The sequence below is a fragment of the Streptomyces sp. NPDC058307 genome, assembly GCF_042880295.1.
In the GTDB taxonomy this organism is placed as follows: Bacteria; Actinomycetota; Actinomycetes; order Streptomycetales; family Streptomycetaceae; genus Streptomyces.
In genome coordinates this window covers 1-21953 of record NZ_JBHVYZ010000014.1, presented here as the reverse complement: position 1 = coordinate 21953, position 21953 = coordinate 1, and the positions used below count along the sequence as shown (strand labels likewise).

Here is a 21953-nt window from a genome sequence, read left to right as displayed (position 1 = left end):
CCTTCATGGGGGTCTCGGCCGGCGCGCGAGAACACGCCTGACCGATTCTGATCGCTACGGGACGGTGCGTAGGGACACCTGAGTGGCTCCTGCACGCCTGTGTGACCGGCGCCAACTGCGGCGAGACTACAGCCTCTTCGGACAGCGCTTGTTGCCGCCCTGAGTCAAGAATCCGTTACAACCCGAGTCGTACCCCGCGTGCCGGTTTTGCGTTTCCTTCACAACCGATCACGGGCTGATGCCAATTGTGACCAGGTCGCTCTTGACTGAGGGAGAACAGGCTGGATTGGATCAGTGCAAGGGCTTCCCCTCCCGGACGCCCCGAACACCTTGCATCCCCCTGAGTTCCGGAACGGGAATCGTGACTTCTACCGCCGCACACCGCAGGTCCCTCAGGAAGAACCCCGGCGTGGCCGCCGTCGCGCTCGCCGCCGCCACGGTCCTGCTGGCGGGATGCGGGTCCTCCGACAAAAGCTCCGACCCGCTGAGCCAGGACACGGGGGGCGCCGCCAGCGGCGACACCGTGGTCGTCGGCTCGAACAACTTCGCCGAGAGCATCCTGCTCGCCGACATCTACGGCGAGGCACTGAAGGCCAAGGGCGTCAAGGTCACCTACAAGCCCAACATCGGCAGCCGCGAGACCACCTACGGCCTGCTGAAGAACGGCTCCATCACCGTCCTGCCCGAGTACAACGGCTCGCTGCTGGCCTACCTGGACAAGAACGCCAAGCAGGAGTCCGCGCAGGCCGTCAACGCCGGGGTCAAGGCCAAGCTCGACTCCAAGCTGACGCTGCTGGAGTCGGCGCCGGCGGAGGACAAGGACTCGGTCACGGTCAACGCGGAGACCGCGAAGAAGTACAGCCTGACCGGCGAGTCCACTCTCGCCGACCTCAAGTCCATCGCCCCGAAGCTGGTCATCGGGGGCTCGCCGGAGTTCCAGACCCGGCAGCAGGGTCTGCTCGGCCTGGAGTCCCAGTACGGCCTGAAGTTCGAGTCCTTCAAGGCCCTCGACGCGGGCGGTCCGCTGACCCAGGCGGCGCTCAAGAAGAACACCGTGCAGGCCGCGGACATCTTCACGACCGACCCGACCATCACCAAGGAGAAGTTCGTCGTCCTCCAGGACCCGAAGAACCTCTTCGGCTTCGCGAACGTGACCCCGCTGGTCTACAAGTCCGGTCTCACCCAGGAGGGCGTGGCCGCCCTGAACGCGGTCTCGGCCAAGCTGGACACCAAGGCGCTCCTCGCCATGGACTCCCAGGTCCAGCTGGACAACAAGGACCCGCTGGACGTGGCGAAGGCCTGGCTGAAGACGAACGGCCTCGGCTGATCCTCCTCGCCGACCGGCGCGATGGTCTCCGCTGTGGCGGAGCTCCCTCACAGCGGAGACCCGCGCCGGTTCTGACGGGGTGACGCTCGGCACTTCGCCGCGGGCTCGGCTCTGGCCGGGGGCCCGGGTTCCGCTCCGCCAGGGGCTCGGCCTCACCCCGGCCGGTCCGAGCGACGCGTGCACCGTCCGCAGCAGCGATCGCGCTGGTCTTCGGGCGGCCGCAGGTCAGATTCCGAGTTCCGCCCGCACCCGGGCCGCCGCGCCCACCGCCACCGCGTCCTCGCCGAGCAGCGAGGGCACCACCCGCACCGGATGCCCGCTGACCGGGGGTTCGGTGGCCAGGGCCCGCAGGATCGACGGTTCCAGGAGCGGCCAGGCGCGGCTGACGCCCCCACCGATCACGACCGTGGTGATGTCCAGCAGCCCCGCCGTCACCAGGAGCGCGCGGGCGACCGCGGCGCCCGCGTCCTCGTACACGGCGAGCGCGTCCGGGTCGGCGGCCTCCGCCACTTCGCGTGCGCTCCGCTGCCGCCCGGTCCGCTCCTCGTACCGCGCCGTGATCGACCGCCCCGACGCCAGCGTCTCCAGATGACCGCGCCCGCCACAGGTGCACGGCAGGTCGCCGAAGCCCGGCACGTGCCCGATCTCACCCGCCGCACCGTGCGGCCCGTCGTACAGCGCCCCGTCCAGCCACAGCGCCCCGCCGACCCCGGTCCCGAGGGTCATCCCGAGCACATGCGGCTCGCCCGCGACCGCGCCGGCCGTCGCCTCGCCGCTCAGGAACGCGTTGACGTCGTTGTCCAGGAACGCCGGCACCCCGAGCGCCTCCTCGAACGCGGACGTCACCGCGAACCCGGCCCAGCCCCGGAAGGAGTCGCTGGCCACCAGGATCCGCCCCTCGCGCGCGTCCACCACACCCGCCGCCCCGACCCCGACACCCAGCAGCCGTGCGGGCGTACGGCCGAGCAGCAGGCGTACGGCAGAAAGCGCGGCGCCGGCCATCGCGCCCCCGCCGGCGGCCGCCGGGGTGGGCAGCTCCAGCCGGTCGACGACGGTCAAGTCCGCTGCGCACAGGGCCACTTGGGTGCTCGTGCCGCCGATGTCGACACCGGCGACCACCTTCACGCGGTGACCTCCGTCTGCCGTCGGGCACGCCGCTCGCGTTGCACCACCGGATCCGGCACGGGCACGGCCGCGAGGAGCCGCCGGGTGTAGTCGGTCTCCGGGCGCAGCAGCGTGGACATGGTCGGGCCCTGTTCCTCGACCCGCCCGTCCCGCATGACGACGACCCGCTGGGCGAACTCCTGGACCACGGCCAGGTCGTGGGAGACGAAGAGACAGGCGAAACCCAGCTCCCGCTGCAACTCGGCGATCACCCCCAGCACGGTCCGCTGCACGCTCACATCGAGCGCGCTGGTCGGCTCGTCCGCCACCAGCAGCCGGGGTTCGAGCACCAGGGCCCGCGCGAGACTCACCCGCTGCCGCTGACCACCGGACAGCTCACGAGGGCCCCGGCCCGCCAACTCCCTGGGCAACCGCACGAGTTCGAGCATCTCGGCGACCCGCTCCTGCCGCTCGGTCCCCGACATGCCCCTGCGGTGCACCCGCAGCGGCTCGGCCACGCACTCGGCCACACTCATCCGCGCGTCCAGCGAGGCCACCGGGTCCTGGAGCACCACACCGACACCGGCCAGCAGGGCCCGCCGTTTCCGGCCCCTGACCCGGCCGAGGTCCGTCCCGAACAGCGACACCGAGCCGGAGGCGGGCGCGACGAGCCCGAGCGCGACCCTGGCCGCCGTCGACTTGCCCGACCCGGACTCGCCCACGAGGCCGACGGTTTCACCGGGACGGACGTCGAGAGAGATCCCGTCCAGGGCCCGGATGCGCCCGAACCGCACCGACACGTCACGCAGTCGCACCACGGGAGGTTCTTCGACCGCGGGAGCGTCCTCACCGCTGAGCCGCAGCCGAGGCACCGCCGCCAGCAGTCCCCGCGTGTACGCGTGCCCGGGCCGCAGCAGCACCTCCTCCACCGGCCCCGTCTCCACGACCTCGCCCCGCAGCATCACAGCGACCCGGTCCGCGAAGTCGGCGACCACGCCCATGTTGTGCGTGACCAGCAGGACGCCGGTGCCCGAGTCGGCCGCCAGGCGCCGCAGCAGATCCAGGATCTCGGCCTGCACGGTGACGTCGAGCGCGGTGGTCGGCTCGTCCGCGATCAGCAGGCTCGGCGAGTTGGCGATCGCCATGGCGATGACGACCCGCTGCCGCTGTCCGCCCGACAGCTGGAAGGGAAACGCCGAGGCCCGCCGCTCCGGCTCGGGAATCCCGACACGGCGCAGGAGCTCGACCGCCTCCCGCGCGGCCTCGGACCGGGAGACGTCCCGGTGGTTCCGTACGACCTCCGCGATCTGGGCACCGACCCGGGTGAGCGGGTCGAGAGCGGTGGCCGGCTCCTGGAACACCATGGAGGCGGTCCGCCCCCGCAGCCGGGCGAGCGCGGCCTCCGGCGCCCCGACGATCTCCGTGCCGTCGACCGCGATCCGCCCCGAGGCCCGCGCGGTGCCAGGCAGCAGTCCCATCGCGGCGAGCGCGACCGTCGACTTGCCGGACCCCGACTCGCCGACCAGCGCCAACGTCTCCCCGGGCCGCACCCGCAGCGACACCCCGCGGACGGCGGGCACGTCACCCGTCTCGGTGGAGAAGGTCACCCCGAGATCCTCGATGGTCAGGATGTTCATGCCCGTCCCCTCACGTCGAAGGCGTCCCGCAGCCCGTCGCCGATCGCGTTGAACGCGCACACGACGAGGATGATCGCGAGGCCCGGTGGCACGATCAGCCACCAGCGCCCCGAGTACGCGGCCGTCAGGCCGGCCGACAGCATGCCGCCCCAGTCGGTCCTCGGCGGCTGGACACCGAGGCCCAGATACGACACGTACGCGATGAGCAGGATCGCGTCGGCGATCTGGAAGGTGGCCGCGACGACGATCGTGGAGACGGCGTTCGGCAGGATGTGCCGCCGGATCGCCCGCCCGTGCGTGCCGCCGGTGGCGCGCAGGGTCAGCACGTAGTCCCGGTTCTTCAGCGTGAGTGTCTCGGCCCGCACCAGCCGGGACGGCACCAGCCAGGACACCAGCCCGAGCACGACGATCAGCCCGAGCGGGCCGGGACTGGTGATGGCGGAGACGACCAGCAGGATGAACAGCGCGGGAATGGCGATACCCGCGTCGACGACCCGCATCATCACGGCATCGACCCACCCGCCCGCATACCCCGCGACGGCCCCCCACAGCGTCCCGATGACGGTGGCCAGCAGCCCCGCCGCCAGCCCGACGAGCAACGACACCTGCCCGCCGTACATGAGCCGCCCGAGCTGGTCGTGTCCGACGGCGTCGGTACCGAGCCAATGGGCTGCATTCGGCGCCAGGTTGACCTGCGTGAGATCGGTATGGGTCTGGTCGGTGGAGTACACCAGCGGCCCGACGAAGCAGAAGATCACGAAGAGGATGACGACTGCGAGTCCGGCCACAGCAAGCCTGTTGCGCGCGAAACGCGCCTTCAGGGGCGCGGGGCGTCGTCCCTTCGCGGCTCCGCCGCGGGGCGCGACGAGCCCCCGCCGGCGGACGGTTTCGACACGACCGCTCACGCCCGCCCCTCCTTCACCCGAGGATCCACGACCCGCTGCACGACATCCGCGAGCAAGGTCCCCACAACAGTCGCCACCGAGATCACCAGCACCGACCCGAGCAGCACCGGATAGTCCGACGACTGTGCCGCGGACCAGAACAACAGCCCCATCCCCGGGTAGTTGAACAGCTGCTCCACCACCAGCGCGCCCCCGAACAGCACCGGCACGTAGTACCCGAGCATCGCCACCACCGGGGTCAGCGAGTTGCGGAACACATGCCGGAAGAGAACCGCGTACTGCGACGCACCCCCCGCCCGGGCGGTCCGCACATAGTCCTCGGAGAGGTTCTCCAGCGTCGCGCCCCGCATATAGCGGCTGAACACGGCCACCATCGACGCGGCCCCCGTGACCACGGGCAGCACCAGCCCCGCCGGATCCGCGAGCACCTGCCCCAACGTGTCCCCTTGCGGGGCCTGCGACGGAAACCACCGAAGCGTCTGCGTGAACAGCAGGATCAGCAGCAACCCCAGGAAGTACACCGGTGTCGAATAGGCGACGAAGCTCAGCGTGGTGATGACGTAGTCGGCCGGCTTGTTCCGCCGCACGGCCTGCCACATCCCGAGCGGCACCGCCAGCAACAGCCCGACCACCGCGGACAGCACGGTCAGCACCAGCGTCTTCGGCAACCGTTGCCCGATCAGCCGGGAGACCGCCTCGTTCAGCGTGTACGACGTCCCGAGGTCCCCCTGCGCCAACTCGCGCAGGTAGTAGACGTACTGCACGGGCAGGGACCGGTCGAGCCCCTGCTCGTGGTTGAACGCGGCGATCTGCCCGGCCGTCGCCTGCGGCCCGAGGATCCCGCGCGCGGGGCCCCCGGGAAGCGCGTGCAGCAGGCAGAAGACCACGATCGTGACGATCAGGATCACGGCGAGTGCCTGAAGAAGCCGGCGGGCGAGGTAGACGGCTGTGTCCACTAGTTCGTCCACTTCCACTGTGCCGGGTGGAAGTTGGCGAGCGAGTCTTGCGAGAAGCCGCCGAGACCGTTCCTGACGACGGAGATCTGGTAGTCGGGCTCGGGCAGCCAGATCACCGGCAGGTCCTTCGCCAGGGCCGCGCTGTAGTCCTGGATCGCCTGGTTCGAACTCGATGTGGTGGTAGCGGAGATGAGCTTGTCGACATCCGGGTTCGAGTAGTTGCCGAAGTTGGAGCCGCCGCCGGTCTGGAACAGCGAGTCACCGGTCGGGAAGGCGTTGAAGTACCAACTGCCCGCCGTGCCGAAGAAGCTCAGCTGCCACTTGCAGATGGACTGCCCCGAGGTGCACTGCGGGGTCTGCGAGAGCACCGAGTTGACCGGGGCCGTCTTGATGGAGAACTTGATGCCGGTCTTCGCGAGCGAGGACTGGATCGCGCTCATCATGTTGTCGGTGACCGCGGAGCCGGACTGCGAGAGCACCTGCATCTCGAACTTCGTGCCCTTGGCGACCCCCGCACCGCACTTCGCGGGCTCGGCGCATGTCATCACCCCGCCCTGCTCGGTCCAACCGTGGCTGGTGAGAAGGGACTCGGCGGTGGCGTTCGAGAAGGGGTACGGGTTGTCCTTCTGCACGGGCGACAGGAAGTCCGAGGCCTGTCCCTGCGGGACGGGGCCGTATCCGGGTGTCGCCGTCCCGTTGAGGACGACCTTCGCGAGGGCCGTCTGGTCGATGGAGTGCTGGACGGCCTGACGGGCGTACAGCTGCTTGAACACCGCGCCCATCGCCGGGTTGTTGAAGTTGTACGGCATGTAGGTGATCGCCCAGCCCGACCACGGCTGCACCTTGTAGCCCTGTGCGGTGAAGCTGTCCTTCTGGTCGAGGTCGGTGGCCTCGATGTAGCCGTAGTCGACGCTGCCGGAACGCAGGGCGTTCTTCTCGGCGTCCGCGGTCGTGAAGGGCAGCAGGTTCACCGTGGGGATGTTCGCCTTCTCGCCGCCGTCGTACTTCTTGTTGGCGGTGAGGACGACCTTCCCGGCGGTGGAGAAGGACTTGACGGCGTAGGGGCCGCTGATGGTCTTCCACAGCGGGTTCGAGGCGTATCCGGAGATGTTCTTGGCCGCGTCGTTGAGGTACGTCCATGCCTGCTTGGCGTCCCGGCCCCCGGCCCAGACGTGCTGCGGCAGCGGGGTGATGGAGTTGAGCTCGTTGGCCAGCATCCACTGCGGGTTGTACGCCCGGTCGAAGGTGATCGTGAAGTGGCGGGCGTCCACCGTCTTGAAGGACGTCCAGTTGTCCGGCGCCTTGCCGGGGTTGTAGCCCGCCCAGGCCGCCTTGTTCGCCTTGATGAGGTCGAACCAGAACTTCACGTCCGCCGAGGTGATCGGCTTCCCGTCGCTCCAGTGCCGGTCGCCGAGAGTGATCGTCACGCTCTTGTTGTCGGCGGCGAAGTCGGCGGCCGTGGCGACCGAACCGGCTTTGTTCCAGCCGATCTTGCCGGTGGAGCCGTCGTAGGCGATGAGCGGTTCCCACAGGGTGTTCGCGATGGAGATGTTGTTGGTGTTGAGGTGCGCCGCGGTGCCGATCGGCAGGATCCAGTTCGGGGTGAAGTTCGCGGGCAACGCGTAGTCGATCGTGTCGTGCGAGGAGGACGACGACGAGCCGCTCGACCCGGAACACGCGGTGAGCAGCAGGGTGCCCGCGCTGAGGGCGGCGGCACCGGCGAGAAGTCTCGTGCGGGCAGGGGACATGGTTGCTCCAGGGGCCAGGGAGGCGGAAGCGGGGGGCGGAGCCAGTGAACGCCCCGTCTGTTGGAAGAAATAGGCGTGCCGCTGTAAAAAGCCTGTTTCTGCTGTTCTGGAAAAAGCACGGAGAGGGTTTTCGGGCCTACGCTCAACGCCTGAGCCGTCGAATTCGGGAGTAACTTCGACCATGCTTGAAAAAAGTCCGCCACCGCACCGGCAACCGCCCCGACGGCACGGCACCGGCTTCTCCTCGCTCGCCGAGGGCGTCCTCGAACTCCTTGCCTCCGGGCAGGCGTCGACCCGTACGGAACTCGCCGCGCTGCTGGGGGCCGCGCCCTCGACCGTGTCCTTCGCGGTCGGCCAGTTGCTGGACCACGGCCTGGTCGCCGAGGAGGGCACCCGGTCCTCCACCGGTGGGCGGCCGCGCAAGGTGCTGCGGCTCGGCGGCAGCGACGGGTACGCGGTCGCGGCCGACATCGGCGGAAAGCACGCGCACGTGGGGGTCGTCCACCCCGGGGGCGGCCTCACCGACGTCTCGACGGTCCCGTTCGCCACGGCGGACGGCCCCGAGGCCGCGCTGCCCGGCCTGGCGGACACCCTCCAGACCCTGATCGACCGGCATGGCCCGGGCCGGTTGCGGGGCGTCGGCCTGTGCCTGCCGGGCCCGGTCGACGTGGAGCCGGGCCTGGTGACCCTGCCCGCGCGCATGCCCGGCTGGAACCGCTTCCCCGTGCGCGACTGGTTCGAGGAACGCCTCGCCGTGCCGGTGGCCGTCGAGAACGACGCCAACTGCATGGCCGTCGGCGAGCACAGCGTGCGGCCCGCCGAGCACCGGCAGTCGATCATGGTGAAGGTGGGTTCCGGAATCGGCGCGGGCATCATCGCCGACGGACGGCTGTACCGGGGCGCGACCGGCGGGGCGGGGGAGATCACCCACGTCCGCGTCGAGGCCGCCCAGGACACCCCCTGCTCCTGCGGCAACACGGGCTGCCTGGAGACGGTCGCCTCGGGTGCGGCACTGGTCCGGATCCTGCGGGAGCGGGGCCTGCGGGTGGCGTCCACCGAGGACGTCGTACGGCTGGCCACCGACGCCGATCCCGAAGCCACCCGCGCGGTCCGCCAGGCCGGCCGCTACCTGGGCCAGGTCCTCGCCGCCAACGTCAACTTCTTCAACCCGGACGCGGTGTACCTGGGCGGCATCCTCTCCACCCTGGAGCCGTTCGTCGCCGCGGTACGGAGCCAGCTGTACGAGGGCTGCCACCCCCTGGTGACACAGCACCTGGTGATCGAGCGCACGTCGCTGGGCGCGGACGCGGGGCTGGCGGGGGCGGGGCAGTTCGCGTTGCAGCGGGCGCTGGCGCAGGCGATGCGGACGGTCACCGGAGGCCTGTAGGGGCACGACCAGCCACGACGAACGCGCAGACAACAACGGACCTGGAGCAACCGTGCCTTCATCCCGCCCCGTAATCGCCATCGCAGGCCTCGGCATCGAGTCCTCGACCTTCTCCCCGGCCCGCACCGAAGCCGCCGCCTTCCACCCCCTGCGAGGCGACGACGTCCTCACCCGCTACCCCTTCCTCGCCCCCGGGCAGCCACTGCGCGACGCGGCGGACTGGCGAGGCACCCTCGTCGGCAAGGCACTGCCCGGCGGTACGGTGACGGCCGCCGCCTACGCCGAGCTGACCCGTGAACTGCTCGACCGCCTCCGGGAACTGGGCCCCGGCAACGGCCTCTGGTACGACATCCACGGCGCGATGACCGTGGAGGGCCTGGACGACGCCGAGGCCGAACTCCTGCTCCGCATCAGGGAGATCACCGGCCCCGGCACGATCGTCTCCGCCTCCATGGACCTGCACGGCAACGTCTCGCGCGAACTCGTCCACCGCACCGACCTGATCACCTGTTACCGCATGGCCCCGCACGAGGACGCGATGCAGACCAAGGAGCGGGCCGCCCGCAACCTCGTGGACCACCTCACGAGCGGCGCCCCCCGCCCGGTCAAGGCATGGATCCCGGTGCCCGTGCTGCTGGCCGGCGAGCAGACCTCCACCCGGATCGAACCGGCGAAGAGCGTCTACGCGGCCGTGGCGGAGGTGGAGGCGGCCGAGGGAGTGACGGACGCGGCGATCTGGGTCGGCTACGCGTGGGCGGACGAGCCCCGCAACCGGGCCGCCGTCGTCGTCACGGGTTCCTCCGCGGACGCGGTGACGACCGGCGCCGAACGGCTCGCCCACGGCTTCTGGAAGGCCCGCCACGACTTCGGCTTCGTCGCCCCGACCGGCACGCTGGAGGAGTGCCTGGACGCGGCCCTGGCCTCCCCGAACCGGCCGTACTTCATCAGCGACACCGGGGACAACCCGACGGCGGGCGGCGCCGGTGACGTCACGTGGGGGCTCCGACAGGTGCTGGCCCGCCCGGAGTTCCAGGATCCCTCGGGTCCTGTGGTCGTCTACGCCTCGCTGCCGGGCCCCTCCGCCGTCGATACGGCCGTACGGGCCGGCGTCGGTGCCACGGTCACCGTCACCGCCGGTGCCGAGGTCGACGACCGCCACGCGGGCCCGCTCACCCTGACCGGCGTGGTGCACGCGATCCGGCACGGTGACGAGCACGCGGTGACCGAGGCGGTGCTGCGGGTGGGGAGCGTGTACGTGATCCTGACGCGGCTGAGGAAGCCGTACCACCACGAACGCGACTTCACCGACCTGGAGTTGGCGCCGCGCGAGGCGGACGTCGTCCTCGTCAAGATCGGGTATCTGGAACCCGAGCTGTTCGCGATGGCCGCCGACTGGAAGATGGCCCTCACCCCGGGCGGCGTCGACCAGGACCTGCCGCGGCTGGGGCACCACCGCATCCGCCGCCCGATGTTCCCCTTCGACCGGGAGATGCCGGACCCGGACCTCGGGGCCCGGCTGATCCCCTCCTCGGACGAGGAGCTGACCGGGCCGGACGAGTGAGGCGCCGCTAGGGCCTGTTGCGAAAGTGGCCTCTGCCGCGCGACGCCCGGCACGCTCCCCCACTGCCCTAAGGCGTGGGAGGGACCCCCACTCGCCGCACCGCCCGAAAGCCCGAGTACGCCCAGTACGAGGGCTTCCGTGCGGCACTCCCCCAGCCTTCGGCCGGGGGGACCCCCAGAGCACGCACCGGACGCCGCACGGCCGCCCTCCGGGCGACGAGGCCACTTTCGCAACAGGCCCTAGTCGACGGCCGCGGCGATCAGCAGGTCCAGGAGGGCGATCAGCACGTCCCGGGACGACTCGCGGCGCCGTGCGTCGCACAGCACCACCGGGACGTCCTCGGGGAGGGCCAGGGACTCCCTGATGTCCTCGGCCGGGTAGGGGTGCCGGCCCTCGAAACCGTTCACGGCGACGACGAAGGGGATGCGCCGGCGTTCGAAGAAGTCCACCGCGGCGAAGCTCGACTCCGGGCGGCGCACGTCGAGCAGGACGACCGCCCCCAGCGCGCCGACCGCGAGGTCGTTCCACATGAACCAGAACCGCTGCTGGCCCGGCGTGCCGAAGAGGTAGAGCACGAGTTCGTCGTTGATGGTGATCCGGCCGAAGTCCATGGCCACGGTGGTGGCCCGCTTCTCCTCGATCCCGGCGAGGTCGTCGACGCCCAGGCCGGCGACGGTGAGGGGTTCCTCCGTGCGCAGCGGGGTGATCTCGCTGACCGACCCGACCATGGTGGTCTTGCCGACGCCGAAGCCCCCGGCGATGAGGATCTTGACGGTGTCGGGTGCCGCGGGAGTACCTGCTGTCCCGGTGGCGAGCGTGTCAGAGCCGGCCAAGGCCTTCCCTCACTTTCTGCAGCAGGTCCAGGTCCGGGGTAGTGGGCGAGACGGGACGCGGCGGGTGCGCGGTGATCAGGCCCGCCTCCAGCAGATCGCACAGCATGATCACGGCCACGCTGACCGGGAGGTCGAGCAGCGCGGCCAGCTCCGCCACGGCGACCGGGCGGGCGCACCGGCGCAGGATGCGGGTCTGCTCGGCCTGCGGGCGCGGGGCGCCTTCCGGCGGCGGGTCGACCGCGGTCACCGTCGTGATGAGGGTGAAGTCGGCGCGGCTGGGCCTGGTCCGTCCACCGGTCAGGGCGAACGGTCGCACCAACCGGCCCGACGCGTCACTGTCGGTCACCTCACCCGCCGGTGGGGCCGATGCCGGCCCGTGGTGCCGCGCTGAGGTGCTCGCCGATCTTCTTCACCAGCATGTTCATCTGGTACGCCACGACACCGACGTCGGCGTTCGGTCCCGTGAGGACGACGAGGTGGGCGCCGGGTCCCGCGGAGGTGAGGACCAGGAAACTGTTGGCCATCTCGATGAGCGCCTGGCGCACCGGGCCGCCCCGGAAGTCCATGCTGACGCCCTTGCTCAGGCTCATCAGACCGGACGCGGTCGCCGCCAGCCGCTCGGCGTCGTCGCGCAGGAACCCGGTGGACTTGCTGACGACCAGCCCGTCCTCCGAGAGCACGACAGCCTGCGTCACGTCGGCGACCCGCTCCACGAGTCCGGTGAGCAGCTGGTCCAGCTGGGTGTGCGTGGCGGGGGTGGGGCGTGTCATGGCATGTCCTTCATGAGCGATCGGTGTGGGGAGCACGGGCGGCGACGGGCGGGTCCTGCGGGGCGCGGGTGCCGGCGGGGGCCGGGGGGCCGGGCGCACCGTTCGTGTCGGCGGTGCTCGCGTCCTCGGGGGGGTCGAGGAGGCCGTCCTCGTCCCGGGCGCGGAGCGTGCCGCGCTGGAACCCGGCGAGCGAGGAGGCCGCGTGGTCCGCGGTGAACTCGTCGGCGTCCTCCTCCTCGCGAACCGCCGAGGCCTCCTCACGCAGCTCGACGGCGAGGCTGGTCTGCGGCACCCGCCGGGGGAGCGGGGTGAGTCCGCCGGGGCGGGGGGCGTCGGTGTCAGGCGCCACCGGGTCCGGCCGGACCCCCGTCCGCCCGGACCCGGCCCCGACCGCCGACTCCGCGTCCAGCACACCCACTGACTCCGCCGAGTCCGTCGTACGTTCCGTACCGTCCGCAGGAGTCGTCATCGCATCCGTCTCCCCGGCCGTCTCCGCCGCGGTGGCCGCTGCCGTCACCTCACCCCGACCCTCCGGTTCGCCCTCCTCCTGTACGACGATCTCGTGCGGGATCAGCACGATCGCCGTCGTTCCGCCGTACGGCGAGGAGCGCAGGGTCACCTGGATGCCGTGCCGGTTGGCGAGACGGGCGATGACGAACATACCGAGGCGCAGGTCGTCGGCGAGGGCGACCACGTCGAACTTGGGAGCCTGGGCCAAGTGGGCGTTGAAGGCGGCGTACTCGTCCTCCGACATGCCGAGGCCCCGGTCCTCGACCTCGACGGCCAGCCCCTTGGCTACCAGGGCGGCCCGCACCCCGACCGGGCTCGGCGCGGGGGAGTACAGCGTGGCGTTCTCGATCAGTTCGGCCAGCAGGTGGATCACGTCCGCGACCGCGGGCGGGGCCAGGCAGACCTCTTCCTCGGTGTGCACCTCCACCCGCTGGTACTCGGCGACCTCACCCACCGCACTGCGCAGGATGTCGATCAGCGCGACCGGCTCGGTCCAGCTGCGCCGCGGCTGCCCACCGCTGATGATGACCAGGTTCTCCTCGTACCGCCGCAACTGGCTGGCCGTGGAGTCGAGTTCGTACAGTCCCGACAGGACGTCCGGGTCCTGGTGCTCGCGCTCCAGCGTGTCCAGTCGGCTGAGCTGGAGGTTGACCAGGTTCTGGCTCTGCCGGGCGATCCCGAGGATCACCTTCTGGAACCCCCGCCGGGTGTCGGCGAGTTCGACCGCGGTCACCACGGCCGTCCGCTGTGCCGCGTTGAACGCCTTGGCCACCTGCCCCAGTTCGTCCGAGCCGTAGTCCAGCTCCGGCGCGGCCCGGTCCACATCGACCTTCTCGCCCCGCTCCAGCCGCGCGACCACGTCCGGCAGCCGTTCCTGGGCGAGGCCCAGCGTGGCCTCCCGCAGGCCCCGCAGCCGCCGGGACAGTGAGCGGGTGATCCGCCAGGACATGACGAGGCAGACCAGCAGCGCGATCAGACCGCCCGCACTGAGCGACGCCGCCGTCAGCAGCTGCTTGTGCGCCTTGTCCGCGCTCCGGGTCAGCAGCCCGGAGGTCTGCTGCCGGATCAGGCCGGTGTAGCGGACGGAGACCTTGTCCATCGCGGCCGTCCACCGCTTGCCCGCGTCCGGCAGGGCCACCCGCCCGGTACCGGCGGCCGGCCGCGCGGCGAGGACCTGGTCCTCGACCGCCGTCAGGGTCCGCCAGTCCGCGCTCGACAGGATCTGCTCGGTCTGTGTCTTCGCACTGCCGCTCAGCGCGGGCACGATCTGGTCCTCGACCAGCCACCGGCGCGTGTTCACCAGCTGGACGAAGTGCTCCCAGGCCTTCTCGTCGAGATGCCCGGACGGCCAGCCCAGGGTGAGCGCCACGTCCTCCTGCGAGGTCAGCTCCGCCGCGTGTTCGAGGGCGACGAGCGGTCCGGCCTGCGAGGTGAGGTCGCCGTCGTCGACCTGCGAGAGCTGCTGGAAGGCGTGTATCTGGGCGTCGATGATCGACGTGTACTGGTCGAGGGCCTGCTCGGCGGTGATGTCGGTGGGGTGGTCCACCTGGTCGCGGTAGTACTCCAGGCTGCCCACCGAGCCGAGGACGGAGTACAGCTGGTCGGCGATGCGCGCGGGCGCCCGCTGGATCTCCTCGGACCGCCTCACCAGCTTGGCGACCGCCGAGTCAGTGGCCGCCCGCTTCTCGTCCAGGGCGGCCCGGGAACCGGGCACCCCGGCCAGCCGGGCGGCGGACGTCGCGCGTTCCCCCTGCAGCGCGAGGGTGGCCTCGGTGCCCATCGCGCCGGTCGACCTGCTCAGTTCGGTCTGCGAACGCAGCCGTAGGCCCTCGGAGAACAACTGCGTGGTCGTCACACCCCACATCGCCGCCAGCGTGACGCTCGGCACCAGCGCCAGCATGATGAGGGAGAGACGTATGGAGCCGAGGCGGCGCCGGGCGCCTTTCCGGTCGGGCATGGTCGTCCTTGGGCGGTGGGGTGTTTCCGGGGGAGGGGGAGCGGTTGTCGGGGCGGGGAGGGGGAGCGGTTGTCGGGGCGGGGAGGTCACCGGGTGCCGGCGGCGGCGAACCGCGCGACCGCGGCGACGTTCGTGCGGGTGACGAACGCGGGCCCGGTGAGCACGGGAGCCACACCGCCCCCGCTGACGTTGCCGTTGGTCCGGTACAGCCACAGGGAGTCCACGGCCAGGTAGCCCTGCAGGTACGGCTGTTGGTCCACCGCGAACTGCACGCTGCCGGCGCGGATCGCCTTGGCCAGGTTGTTGTTGAGGTCGAAGGTGGCGACCTGGGCCCTGCTGCCGGCGGCCTTCACCGAGTCCACGGCGTCCAGCGCGAACTGCGCGCCGAGCGTGACGACCTCGTCGATGCCGGGGTCCTGCCGCAGTCTGGCGGTGAGCACGGTGTCCACGGCCTCGGGGTCGGTGCCCTCCACGTACAGGTTCTCGGTCTCGCCGCCGAACGTCTTCTTCACGCCGGCGCAGCGCGCCTCCAGGGCGACGTTGCCCCGCTCGTGGATGACGCACAGCGCGTGCTTGGCCTTCAGGCCGTTCAGCTTGTCGCCGACGGCCGCGCCGGCCTCGATCTCGTCCTGGCCGAAGTACTCCAGCAGCCCCTGCGACTTCCAGGCGTCGATACCGGAGTTGAGGCCGACCACCGGGATGCCGGCCGCCCGCGCCTCGGCCACCGGGGCCTTCATCGCGGCCGGCTTGGCCAGGGTCACCGCGATGCCGTCGACCCGGTCACCGATCGCGTCGCGCACCAGCCGGGCCTGCCCCGCCGGATCGGAGTCGTTGGCGTAGGTCAGGTCGATGCCGTCCTTGGCGGCGGCGGCCTCGGCCCCCTTCTGCACGAGCTCCCAGAAGGCGTCTCCTTCGCCGCCGTGGGTGATCAGGGCGACCTTCAGCCCCGCGGAGTCCGCCTCCTTCGCGCCGGCCGTGCCGGTGTCGAGCCGGGAGTCGCCGCCGGAGCAGCCGACGAGCAACAGGAGGGCGACGGAGGTGAGGGCGGCCAAGCGCAGGGATCTCACGGAAGTCCGAGGTGGGGGAGGAGTGTTCATGGGGTGCGGCACCTCGCTGTGCGGCCTGGCAGGCGGAACGCGAAAGTGCGGCCGGACGCGGGCGCGCCGACCGGTTGAACTTTCACTGGCCAGGAGCCAACCGCGTGTGACCGCCGGTAGTCAAGTGATCAGCCCCTTGTAGTGACTTCTCGGTTCCGCATCGTAATGATCTTCCCGTCTGCGTGAGGCCGTGAACCTGCTGGACGCGACCGTCGTCCAGGTCGCCGCGCCCGCCCTCCACGCCGACCTGGGCGGGGCGGAGTCAAACCTGCACCGGTTCGGCGGCGACTCACGCCTTGCCGGGTGCCTACGTCGTCACGCGTCACGGTGACACGGCGGTCGAGGAACGCGTCCGACCGCGCAGGCTGCCCGGTGTGTGACGGGCGTGCCTGCGCGGTCGGGACTCCGGAAAAGGAAGGCGGCTCCGCGTCCGGGACTACTGCGCGGTCCTCGGTGGGCCGACCACCGTTCCCGCCTGAGCCGTGTGGGTGTCGGTACCGGCCTGACCCGTCCCGGTCGCCGGTCCGTCCTGTTGCGCAGGTCCGCGGCGCTCGCGGCGGCCGACCCGCGGGTCCTGGTCGGGCAGCCAGCCGAAGGTCAGGACGCTGCCCACGACCCCCAGCAGGAGGCCGACCATGAAGCCGCCCAGGTTCGAGGTGACCCAGGTGCCCATGGAGATCAGGACGCCGGTGATCGAGTAGAACAGGCGCTGGTCGGGGCTGAAGAGGATCAGGAGCCCCAGCAGCACCATCAGTGTCGGCAGGAGGTAGCCCGCCACCCCCTGCATCCCGACGTGCAGGACGACCTTCACCGAGGCCTTCATGGTGAGCAGGATCCAGGCCCCGCCCAGGGTGAGCCACAGCCCGCCGAAGAAAGGCCGTCCGTACACCCAGCGGGTGAACGCGTCCTGGCCGGCCACAGGCTGCTGAACGCCCTCCCGCTCCTGCCCCTCCATCAGCAGGCCTTGCTGCTGAAGGTCAGATTGAGGCCCGGCAGCTTGAACACGCCCGCCGTGGTCGCGTAGTTGGTCTGCCGCAGGGTGTCGATGTACACGTGGTCGGCCTGCTGGCTGAAGACCCCGATGGGACCCTTCACGCCTGCCTTGGTGAGGGTGCTGGCGTCGTTGCCGATCTCGATGTTGTCGAATTTGGCGTTACCGGACATCGCGGTCGAGTCCGTGGTCAGGTCGGTCGCCTGGACCTTGTCCTTCCCGTTGCCCGCCTCGATCTTCAGGTTGGTGCCGCCCAGGTCGACGCTCTGGCACAGCTTGGAGAGGGTCGCGCTCTTGATGGCGGAGGTCACGACCAGCACCTGACCACCGGTGTCACCGGCGTTCGGGCTGTTGTCCGCCATGTTGTCGAGGCCGCCGAACTGCTCGAACCCGGTGCCGTCGAGGCTCTCCGCGGTGACCGTGAAGGGCATGCCCGAGATGGCGAACTGGACACCCAAGGCACCCTGGGCGGTCATGATCGCGAGACCCGCGGTGATCGCGACGGCCGGTACGGCCATGATCGCGGCTCGGCGTCCGCGGACCCGCCCGCGTCTCGCGGGGCTGTCGGGGGCTTGGGGTGCGGAACCGCTTTCGGGGATCTCGGGGGTGGTGCCGACGGACGAGGCCATGTGCTGCTCCCAGGGGCATAGTCAACGCAAGTGATGCTCACGTGCGGATGTGCGGCTTCAGTGGCTTGATGTCCTGGCGCGGACGGCGGCTGCGGTGCACGTCTCCTCCCGGCCCCCGGCGGCTGCAAGGGCTTTCGCGTACTCCGCAGTAATGCCACGGAAGTTACCGGCGGTTACGCCCGTGGGTCAAGCAAGTTGTGAGTAAAGGGTGTTGATTATGTGCCAGCCGTGATCAACAAGGCGCCTGACGACGGCAAAACCCGACGATCGAAGATCAACTCCCGTCCCGCACCTTGACGTTGACGGATGATCAGGTCTACAACTCTCCCTGGCTTCCTCGGATCCGTGGCGCCGGATCCAAGCCGTCGGGCGGCACCTGCCCGCATTCCCGGACCAGTTGTCCCTCACGGGCTCTTCACCGCCCGAGTCCGATCCTCCACGGCACCCGCACCGGCCGTTCCCCCTGGGCCGTACCGGGATCGCCCTTTCTTGCCCGGCCCGGCCTGAGCCCTCCCCCATAGGGCCCTGGCCGGTCGCCGGCCTGATGCCGTTGCCGGGCCGTCACGTACGGAGAAGGCGTGACGGCCGGCAACGGTGGACGCCGACACGCGTCCGCGCCCCCCACACCCACCCTCACCTCAGGAAAGAGGCAATCCCCCATGCGTATGCGTTCTCTGCTCTCCCTCACCGCCGCTGCCGCCGCCTTCGCGCTTCCCGTGGCCGTGGCCGCGTCCGCCCCCGCAGCCGCGGACGACGTCGCGGTCCTCACCACCGGCGCGGTCGGCGGCGCCAACGTCGCCGAGGGCACGTCCATCAGCGCGTCCCTGGCCGCCGGCACCAACGCGACCCTCTACTCCAGCTCGACGGGCACCAGCGGCATCAGCTGCACCGCCTCCACCTTCACGGCCACGGTCGGCAGCAACCCGGCCGCACCGGGCACCGCCGTCGAGTCCCTGACCGGGCAGACCTTCAGCAACTGCACCTCGAATGTGATCGGTGTCCTCGGCGTCACCAGCATCACGGTGAACAACCTGCCGTACACCACCGACGTGTCCTCCGACGGCACCGTCTCCGTCACCCCCGCGAGCGGTTCCGTCATCCAGACCACCGTCGTGCTGCGCACCCTGCTGGGCAGCGTCAGCTGTGTCTACCAGGCCGCGTCCGGCCTGTCCGGCACGGCCGACAACACCGACAACAGCATCAAGTTCGCCAACCAGCAGTTCACCCGGACGTCCGGCTCCTCGCTCTGCCCCGCCAGCGGTTTCTGGACCGCGAAGTACAGCCCGGTGACCGCCGACGGCCAGCCGGTCTACGTCAACTGAACTCCGTAACCACGTAGTTCAGCGTCGGCGCAGACGAAGCGCCAGGGCGGCGCCCCCGGTGAGCACCAGCACCGCGGCGGCGCCGCCCGCCATCATGGGCGCGGACGGTCCGGAGCCGGGATCGGCTTCCGCGGCCACCGGAGTGGAGTCGGGGACGGCAGCACCGCCCGCCGAACGGACCAGCGAAGGACTCGGCGTGGGCGCGGGGGCGGAAGTGGACGGCACCGGGCTCTTCCCGGGCTTCTTCGCCTTCTGTGCGGACTTCGACGGCGTCGGCGACGCGGCGGCGCCCGCCCCGGACCCGGCCTTGTCGGTCGCGCCCGGGAACACCACGTCCGAGCACGAGTAGTACGTGTCCGCCGTACTGCTGTTCTGCCAGATCGTGTACAGCACCTGCCGGCCCGTCCGGTCCTTCGGCAGGGTCATCCTGATCCGGTACGCGCCGTTCGTCAGCGCCGGGTCCTTCACCTGGGCGAACGGCTGCTCCGGAAGGTCGGACCACGTCAGCGGCTTCGACGGGTCGTAGCCGGGCTCCGTGAGGTACATGCGGAACGTGCCGGTGTGCGGGATCGTCGAGGCGTACTTCATGGTCAGGGTCGCGCCGGGGGACAGGCGGGTGGCCGGCCAGTCGGAGCGGGTCAGGTCGAGGCCCTTGTAGGCGGCCAGGCCGCCGCTGCACAGCTTCCCGTCGGGGATCGTCTGCCGGTCCCGGCCGTTCACGTTCGCGACCCTCAGGTTGTCCCACGCCGTGAAGGGCGAGCCGTTCGCCGTCACGGCGGCCCGGCAGGCGGCCGTGCCCGAGGAGTCGCCGTCGGGGGAGCAGGCGAAGACCCGGCTGACCGGATCGGTGGGAGCGCCGTGGGCCTGCGCGGGCGCCGCGGCGAACACGGTCAGCAGGAACGGGGTCAGGGCGGCGAGCGCCGCACTCGTACGGCGGGCTGGGGTGCAGGGCATCCGGGCCATCCGGAAACGCCTCCTCGGGCGGCGCGGAAACGACGGGCTTCCGTGCAGTACGGGACGCGGCCCTCACGCGTTCACCGGCGCACCGGATTGCTCGCGCTCCAGACGCCTCGATGCAGACCCGGCAAAGCGGCCATCCACGGTCAACCGGCCACCGTAGAGGGTGGGTTTCCGGCCGGGTCAAGGGTTTCCCCTGTATCCGCATGACCTGCTCTTTGCCTATCGTTCGACCACAGTTGACCCACAGGTAACCCCGAACGGGTCATGCGCCTCCAGCTGGCCGGCCGCCGCGCTCTTGGCTTCACCCCGCCGCATCACCCGCCACCGCTTCCCCCCGCCGCTTCACCCCCCCCACTTCACCCCCCGCCGCTTCATCGACGAAGCGATTCGACCGCCGCTCCGCGCTGCCCGGAGCACGGCCACGAAAGGCAAGCCCTTGCGTACCTCCCCCTCCCTGAGGCGGAAGCTGATATCCGCCGCCGCCGTGTCCGCGGCCCTGCTCTCGGTCGGTACGGCCTCCGTCGCCGTCGCCCAGGACACGCCCGCCCAGGACGCCCTCGCCCAGGAAGCCGCCGTCCCGGCCGCACTCACCGAGGCCGCCCCCGGCATCCAGGCCGAGCGCCTCATCGTCGGCTACAAGCCCGGCGCCGCCGAGGCCACCTCGAACAAGGCCGCCGAGGCCGACGCCGCCGCCAAGGACGCCGACTTCCGGCGCAGACTCGGCACCGGCGCCGCCCTCGTCGACCTGGGCGCGGACCCCAGCAAGGCCGAAGTGGCCGACGTGGTCGCCGAGTTCAGGGCCGACCCGCAGGTCGCCTACGTCGTACCGGACCGCCTCAACAAGCCGCAGGCCGACCCGAACGACACCGAGTACGCCAAGCAGTGGGACCTGTTCGAGTCCACGGCCGGAATGAACGTGCCGGGGGCCTGGGCGACCTCGACCGGCAGCGGCGTCACCGTCGCCGTCATCGACACCGGCTACGTCACCCACTCCGACCTCGCCGCGAACATCGTCGGCGGCTACGACTTCATCTCCGACACCGCGGTCTCCGTCGACGGCAACGGCCGCGACAGCAACCCGGCCGACCCGGGCGACTACTACGCGGCCAACGAATGCGGCTCGGGCATCCCGGCCTCCGGCTCGTCCTGGCACGGCACGCACGTCGCCGGCACCATCGCCGCGGTCACGGGCAACGGCAAGGGCGTCGCGGGCATCGCGTACGGCGCGAAGATCTCCCCGGTGCGCGTCCTCGGCAAGTGCGGGGGCTACGACTCCGACATCATCGACGGCATCACCTGGGCGTCCGGCGGCACCGTCTCCGGCGTGCCGGCCAACACCAATGTCGCCAAGGTCATCAACATGAGCCTCGGCGGCGACGGCGCCTGCACCTCGGCGACCCAGACCGCCATCGACAACGCCGTCGGCCGCGGTACGACCGTCGTCGTGGCCGCCGGCAACGACAACGAGAACGTCTCCGGCCACTCGCCGGGCAACTGCAACAACATCATCTCGGTCGCCGCGACCAACCGCTCGGGCGCCAAGGCCTCGTACTCCAACTACGGCTCCCTGGTGGACATCTCGGCGCCCGGCGGCCAGACCAGCACCGGCACCGCCAACGGCATCCTGTCCACCCTCAACTCCGGCGCCTCGACGCCCGCTTCGGAGTCGTACGCCTACTACCAGGGCACCAGCATGGCCACCCCGCACATCGCGGGCCTGGTCGCGCTCGTGAAGTCGGCGAACCCCTCGCTGACCCCGGCGCAGATCGAGACCGCCATCAAGAACAACGCCCGTCCACTGCCGGGCGCCTGCTCGGGCGGTTGCGGCGCTGGCCTCGCCGACGCGGCGAAGACGGTCGCGGCCGTGAGCGGCGGCGGTACGACGACGGGGACGACCTTCTCCAGCACCACCGCCGTCGCCATCCCGGACAACGGCTCCGCGATCGAGTCCCCCGTCACCGTCAGCGGCCGCAGCGGCAACGCCCCCTCGACCCTCCAGGTCGGCGTCGACATCACCCACACCTACCGCGGTGACCTGACGATCGGCCTGGTCGCCCCGGACGGCACGGTGTACAGCCTGAAGGCGGCGAGTTCCTCGGACTCCGCGGACAACGTCAACGCCACCTACACCGTGAACGCCTCCTCCGAGACGGCCAACGGCACCTGGAAGCTCCGCGTCCAGGACACGGCGGCGCAGGACACGGGCACGCTCAACGGCTGGAAGCTGACCTTCTGAGCCAACGCCCCCAACGAGCGGGC

General features: G+C 70.9%; 18 protein-coding genes. 5 read left to right on the top strand and 13 right to left on the bottom strand.

Features of this window, described 5'->3' with window-relative positions; all coding sequences use genetic code 11:
• Window positions 1–361 precede the first annotated feature (361 nt).
• Window positions 362–1327 (top strand): ABC transporter substrate-binding protein, encoded by a 966-nt coding sequence (locus tag ACFVYN_RS12910; protein ID WP_389996668.1) that lies wholly within the window; start codon window positions 362–364, stop codon window positions 1325–1327.
• 225 nt (window positions 1328–1552) lie between these two features.
• Here the strand turns inward: ACFVYN_RS12910 and ACFVYN_RS12905 are convergent, their stop codons facing one another.
• The 5 genes from ACFVYN_RS12905 to ACFVYN_RS12885 all read right to left on the bottom strand — a co-directional run bounded on the left by ACFVYN_RS12905 (window position 1553) and on the right by ACFVYN_RS12885 (window position 7677).
• Window positions 1553–2446, bottom strand: a complete 894-nt coding sequence (locus ACFVYN_RS12905) for an ROK family protein (RefSeq protein ID WP_389996950.1) — start codon at window positions 2444–2446, stop codon at window positions 1553–1555.
• A gap of 2 nt (window positions 2447–2448) precedes the next feature.
• Entirely contained in the window at window positions 2449–4068 is a 1620-nt protein-coding gene (locus tag ACFVYN_RS12900) for a dipeptide ABC transporter ATP-binding protein (RefSeq protein ID WP_389996665.1), read from the bottom strand.
• Entirely contained in the window at window positions 4065–4889 is an 825-nt protein-coding gene (locus tag ACFVYN_RS12895; RefSeq protein WP_389996948.1) for an ABC transporter permease, read from the bottom strand. Before ACFVYN_RS12895 ends, ACFVYN_RS12900 begins: the two co-directional genes overlap by 4 nt.
• An 80-nt stretch (window positions 4890–4969) precedes the next feature.
• On the bottom strand, window positions 4970–5929 hold the full coding sequence (locus tag ACFVYN_RS12890; protein ID WP_389996946.1) for an ABC transporter permease: 960 nt from the start codon (window positions 5927–5929) through the stop codon (window positions 4970–4972).
• Window positions 5929–7677 (bottom strand): peptide ABC transporter substrate-binding protein, encoded by a 1749-nt coding sequence (locus tag ACFVYN_RS12885; protein WP_389996662.1) that lies wholly within the window; start codon window positions 7675–7677, stop codon window positions 5929–5931. Before ACFVYN_RS12885 ends, ACFVYN_RS12890 begins: the two co-directional genes overlap by 1 nt.
• Before the next feature lie 181 nt (window positions 7678–7858).
• Here ACFVYN_RS12885 and ACFVYN_RS12880 point away from each other — a divergent pair, with 181 nt between their 5' ends.
• Together ACFVYN_RS12880 and ACFVYN_RS12875 are read left to right on the top strand one after the other, a co-directional pair.
• The gene (locus ACFVYN_RS12880) at window positions 7859–9064 is read left to right on the top strand and encodes an ROK family protein (RefSeq protein WP_389996659.1); all 1206 of its coding nucleotides are present in this window, start codon (window positions 7859–7861) and stop codon (window positions 9062–9064) included.
• Window positions 9065–9116: 52 nt separating this feature from the next.
• The gene (locus ACFVYN_RS12875; protein WP_389996655.1) at window positions 9117–10625 is read left to right on the top strand and encodes a M81 family metallopeptidase; all 1509 of its coding nucleotides are present in this window, start codon (window positions 9117–9119) and stop codon (window positions 10623–10625) included.
• A 239-nt stretch (window positions 10626–10864) separates the two neighbouring features.
• On the opposite strand, the gene ACFVYN_RS12870 is transcribed toward ACFVYN_RS12875, so the two are convergent.
• The 7 genes from ACFVYN_RS12870 to ACFVYN_RS12840 all read right to left on the bottom strand — a co-directional run bounded on the left by ACFVYN_RS12870 (window position 10865) and on the right by ACFVYN_RS12840 (window position 17412).
• A complete protein-coding gene (locus ACFVYN_RS12870) occupies window positions 10865–11458 on the bottom strand; it encodes an ATP/GTP-binding protein (RefSeq protein ID WP_389996652.1) in 594 nt (197 codons plus the stop codon).
• On the bottom strand, window positions 11445–11804 hold the full coding sequence (locus tag ACFVYN_RS12865; RefSeq protein WP_389996650.1) for a DUF742 domain-containing protein: 360 nt from the start codon (window positions 11802–11804) through the stop codon (window positions 11445–11447). Before ACFVYN_RS12865 ends, ACFVYN_RS12870 begins: the two co-directional genes overlap by 14 nt.
• Window position 11805: 1 nt before the next feature.
• Window positions 11806–12228: a roadblock/LC7 domain-containing protein gene (locus ACFVYN_RS12860; protein ID WP_007385469.1), complete on the bottom strand. Its 423-nt coding sequence runs from the start codon at window positions 12226–12228 to the stop codon at window positions 11806–11808.
• A 10-nt stretch (window positions 12229–12238) separates the two neighbouring features.
• A complete protein-coding gene (locus tag ACFVYN_RS12855) occupies window positions 12239–14695 on the bottom strand; it encodes a nitrate- and nitrite sensing domain-containing protein (protein WP_389996647.1) in 2457 nt (818 codons plus the stop codon).
• Between the two features lie 86 nt (window positions 14696–14781).
• On the bottom strand, window positions 14782–15792 hold the full coding sequence (locus tag ACFVYN_RS12850) for a substrate-binding domain-containing protein (protein ID WP_389996645.1): 1011 nt from the start codon (window positions 15790–15792) through the stop codon (window positions 14782–14784).
• A 436-nt stretch (window positions 15793–16228) separates the two neighbouring features.
• Complete coding sequence (locus ACFVYN_RS12845; RefSeq protein ID WP_389996642.1) at window positions 16229–16747, bottom strand: DUF6114 domain-containing protein; 519 nt, start codon at window positions 16745–16747, stop codon at window positions 16229–16231.
• A complete protein-coding gene (locus tag ACFVYN_RS12840; RefSeq protein WP_389996639.1) occupies window positions 16747–17412 on the bottom strand; it encodes a DUF6230 family protein in 666 nt (221 codons plus the stop codon). The genes ACFVYN_RS12845 and ACFVYN_RS12840 overlap by 1 nt, the downstream gene beginning before the upstream one ends.
• Window positions 17413–18071: 659 nt before the next feature.
• Here ACFVYN_RS12840 and ACFVYN_RS12835 point away from each other — a divergent pair.
• The gene (locus ACFVYN_RS12835; protein WP_389996636.1) at window positions 18072–18734 is read left to right on the top strand and encodes a Tat pathway signal sequence domain protein; all 663 of its coding nucleotides are present in this window, start codon (window positions 18072–18074) and stop codon (window positions 18732–18734) included.
• Window positions 18735–18752: 18 nt separating this feature from the next.
• Here ACFVYN_RS12835 and ACFVYN_RS12830 read toward each other — a convergent pair whose 3' ends face one another.
• On the bottom strand, window positions 18753–19688 hold the full coding sequence (locus ACFVYN_RS12830; protein ID WP_389996943.1) for a lytic polysaccharide monooxygenase: 936 nt from the start codon (window positions 19686–19688) through the stop codon (window positions 18753–18755).
• Between the two features lie 442 nt (window positions 19689–20130).
• Between ACFVYN_RS12830 and ACFVYN_RS12825 the strand changes: the two genes are divergently transcribed.
• The gene (locus ACFVYN_RS12825; protein ID WP_389996634.1) at window positions 20131–21930 is read left to right on the top strand and encodes a S8 family serine peptidase; all 1800 of its coding nucleotides are present in this window, start codon (window positions 20131–20133) and stop codon (window positions 21928–21930) included.
• Window positions 21931–21953: the final 23 nt, after the last annotated feature.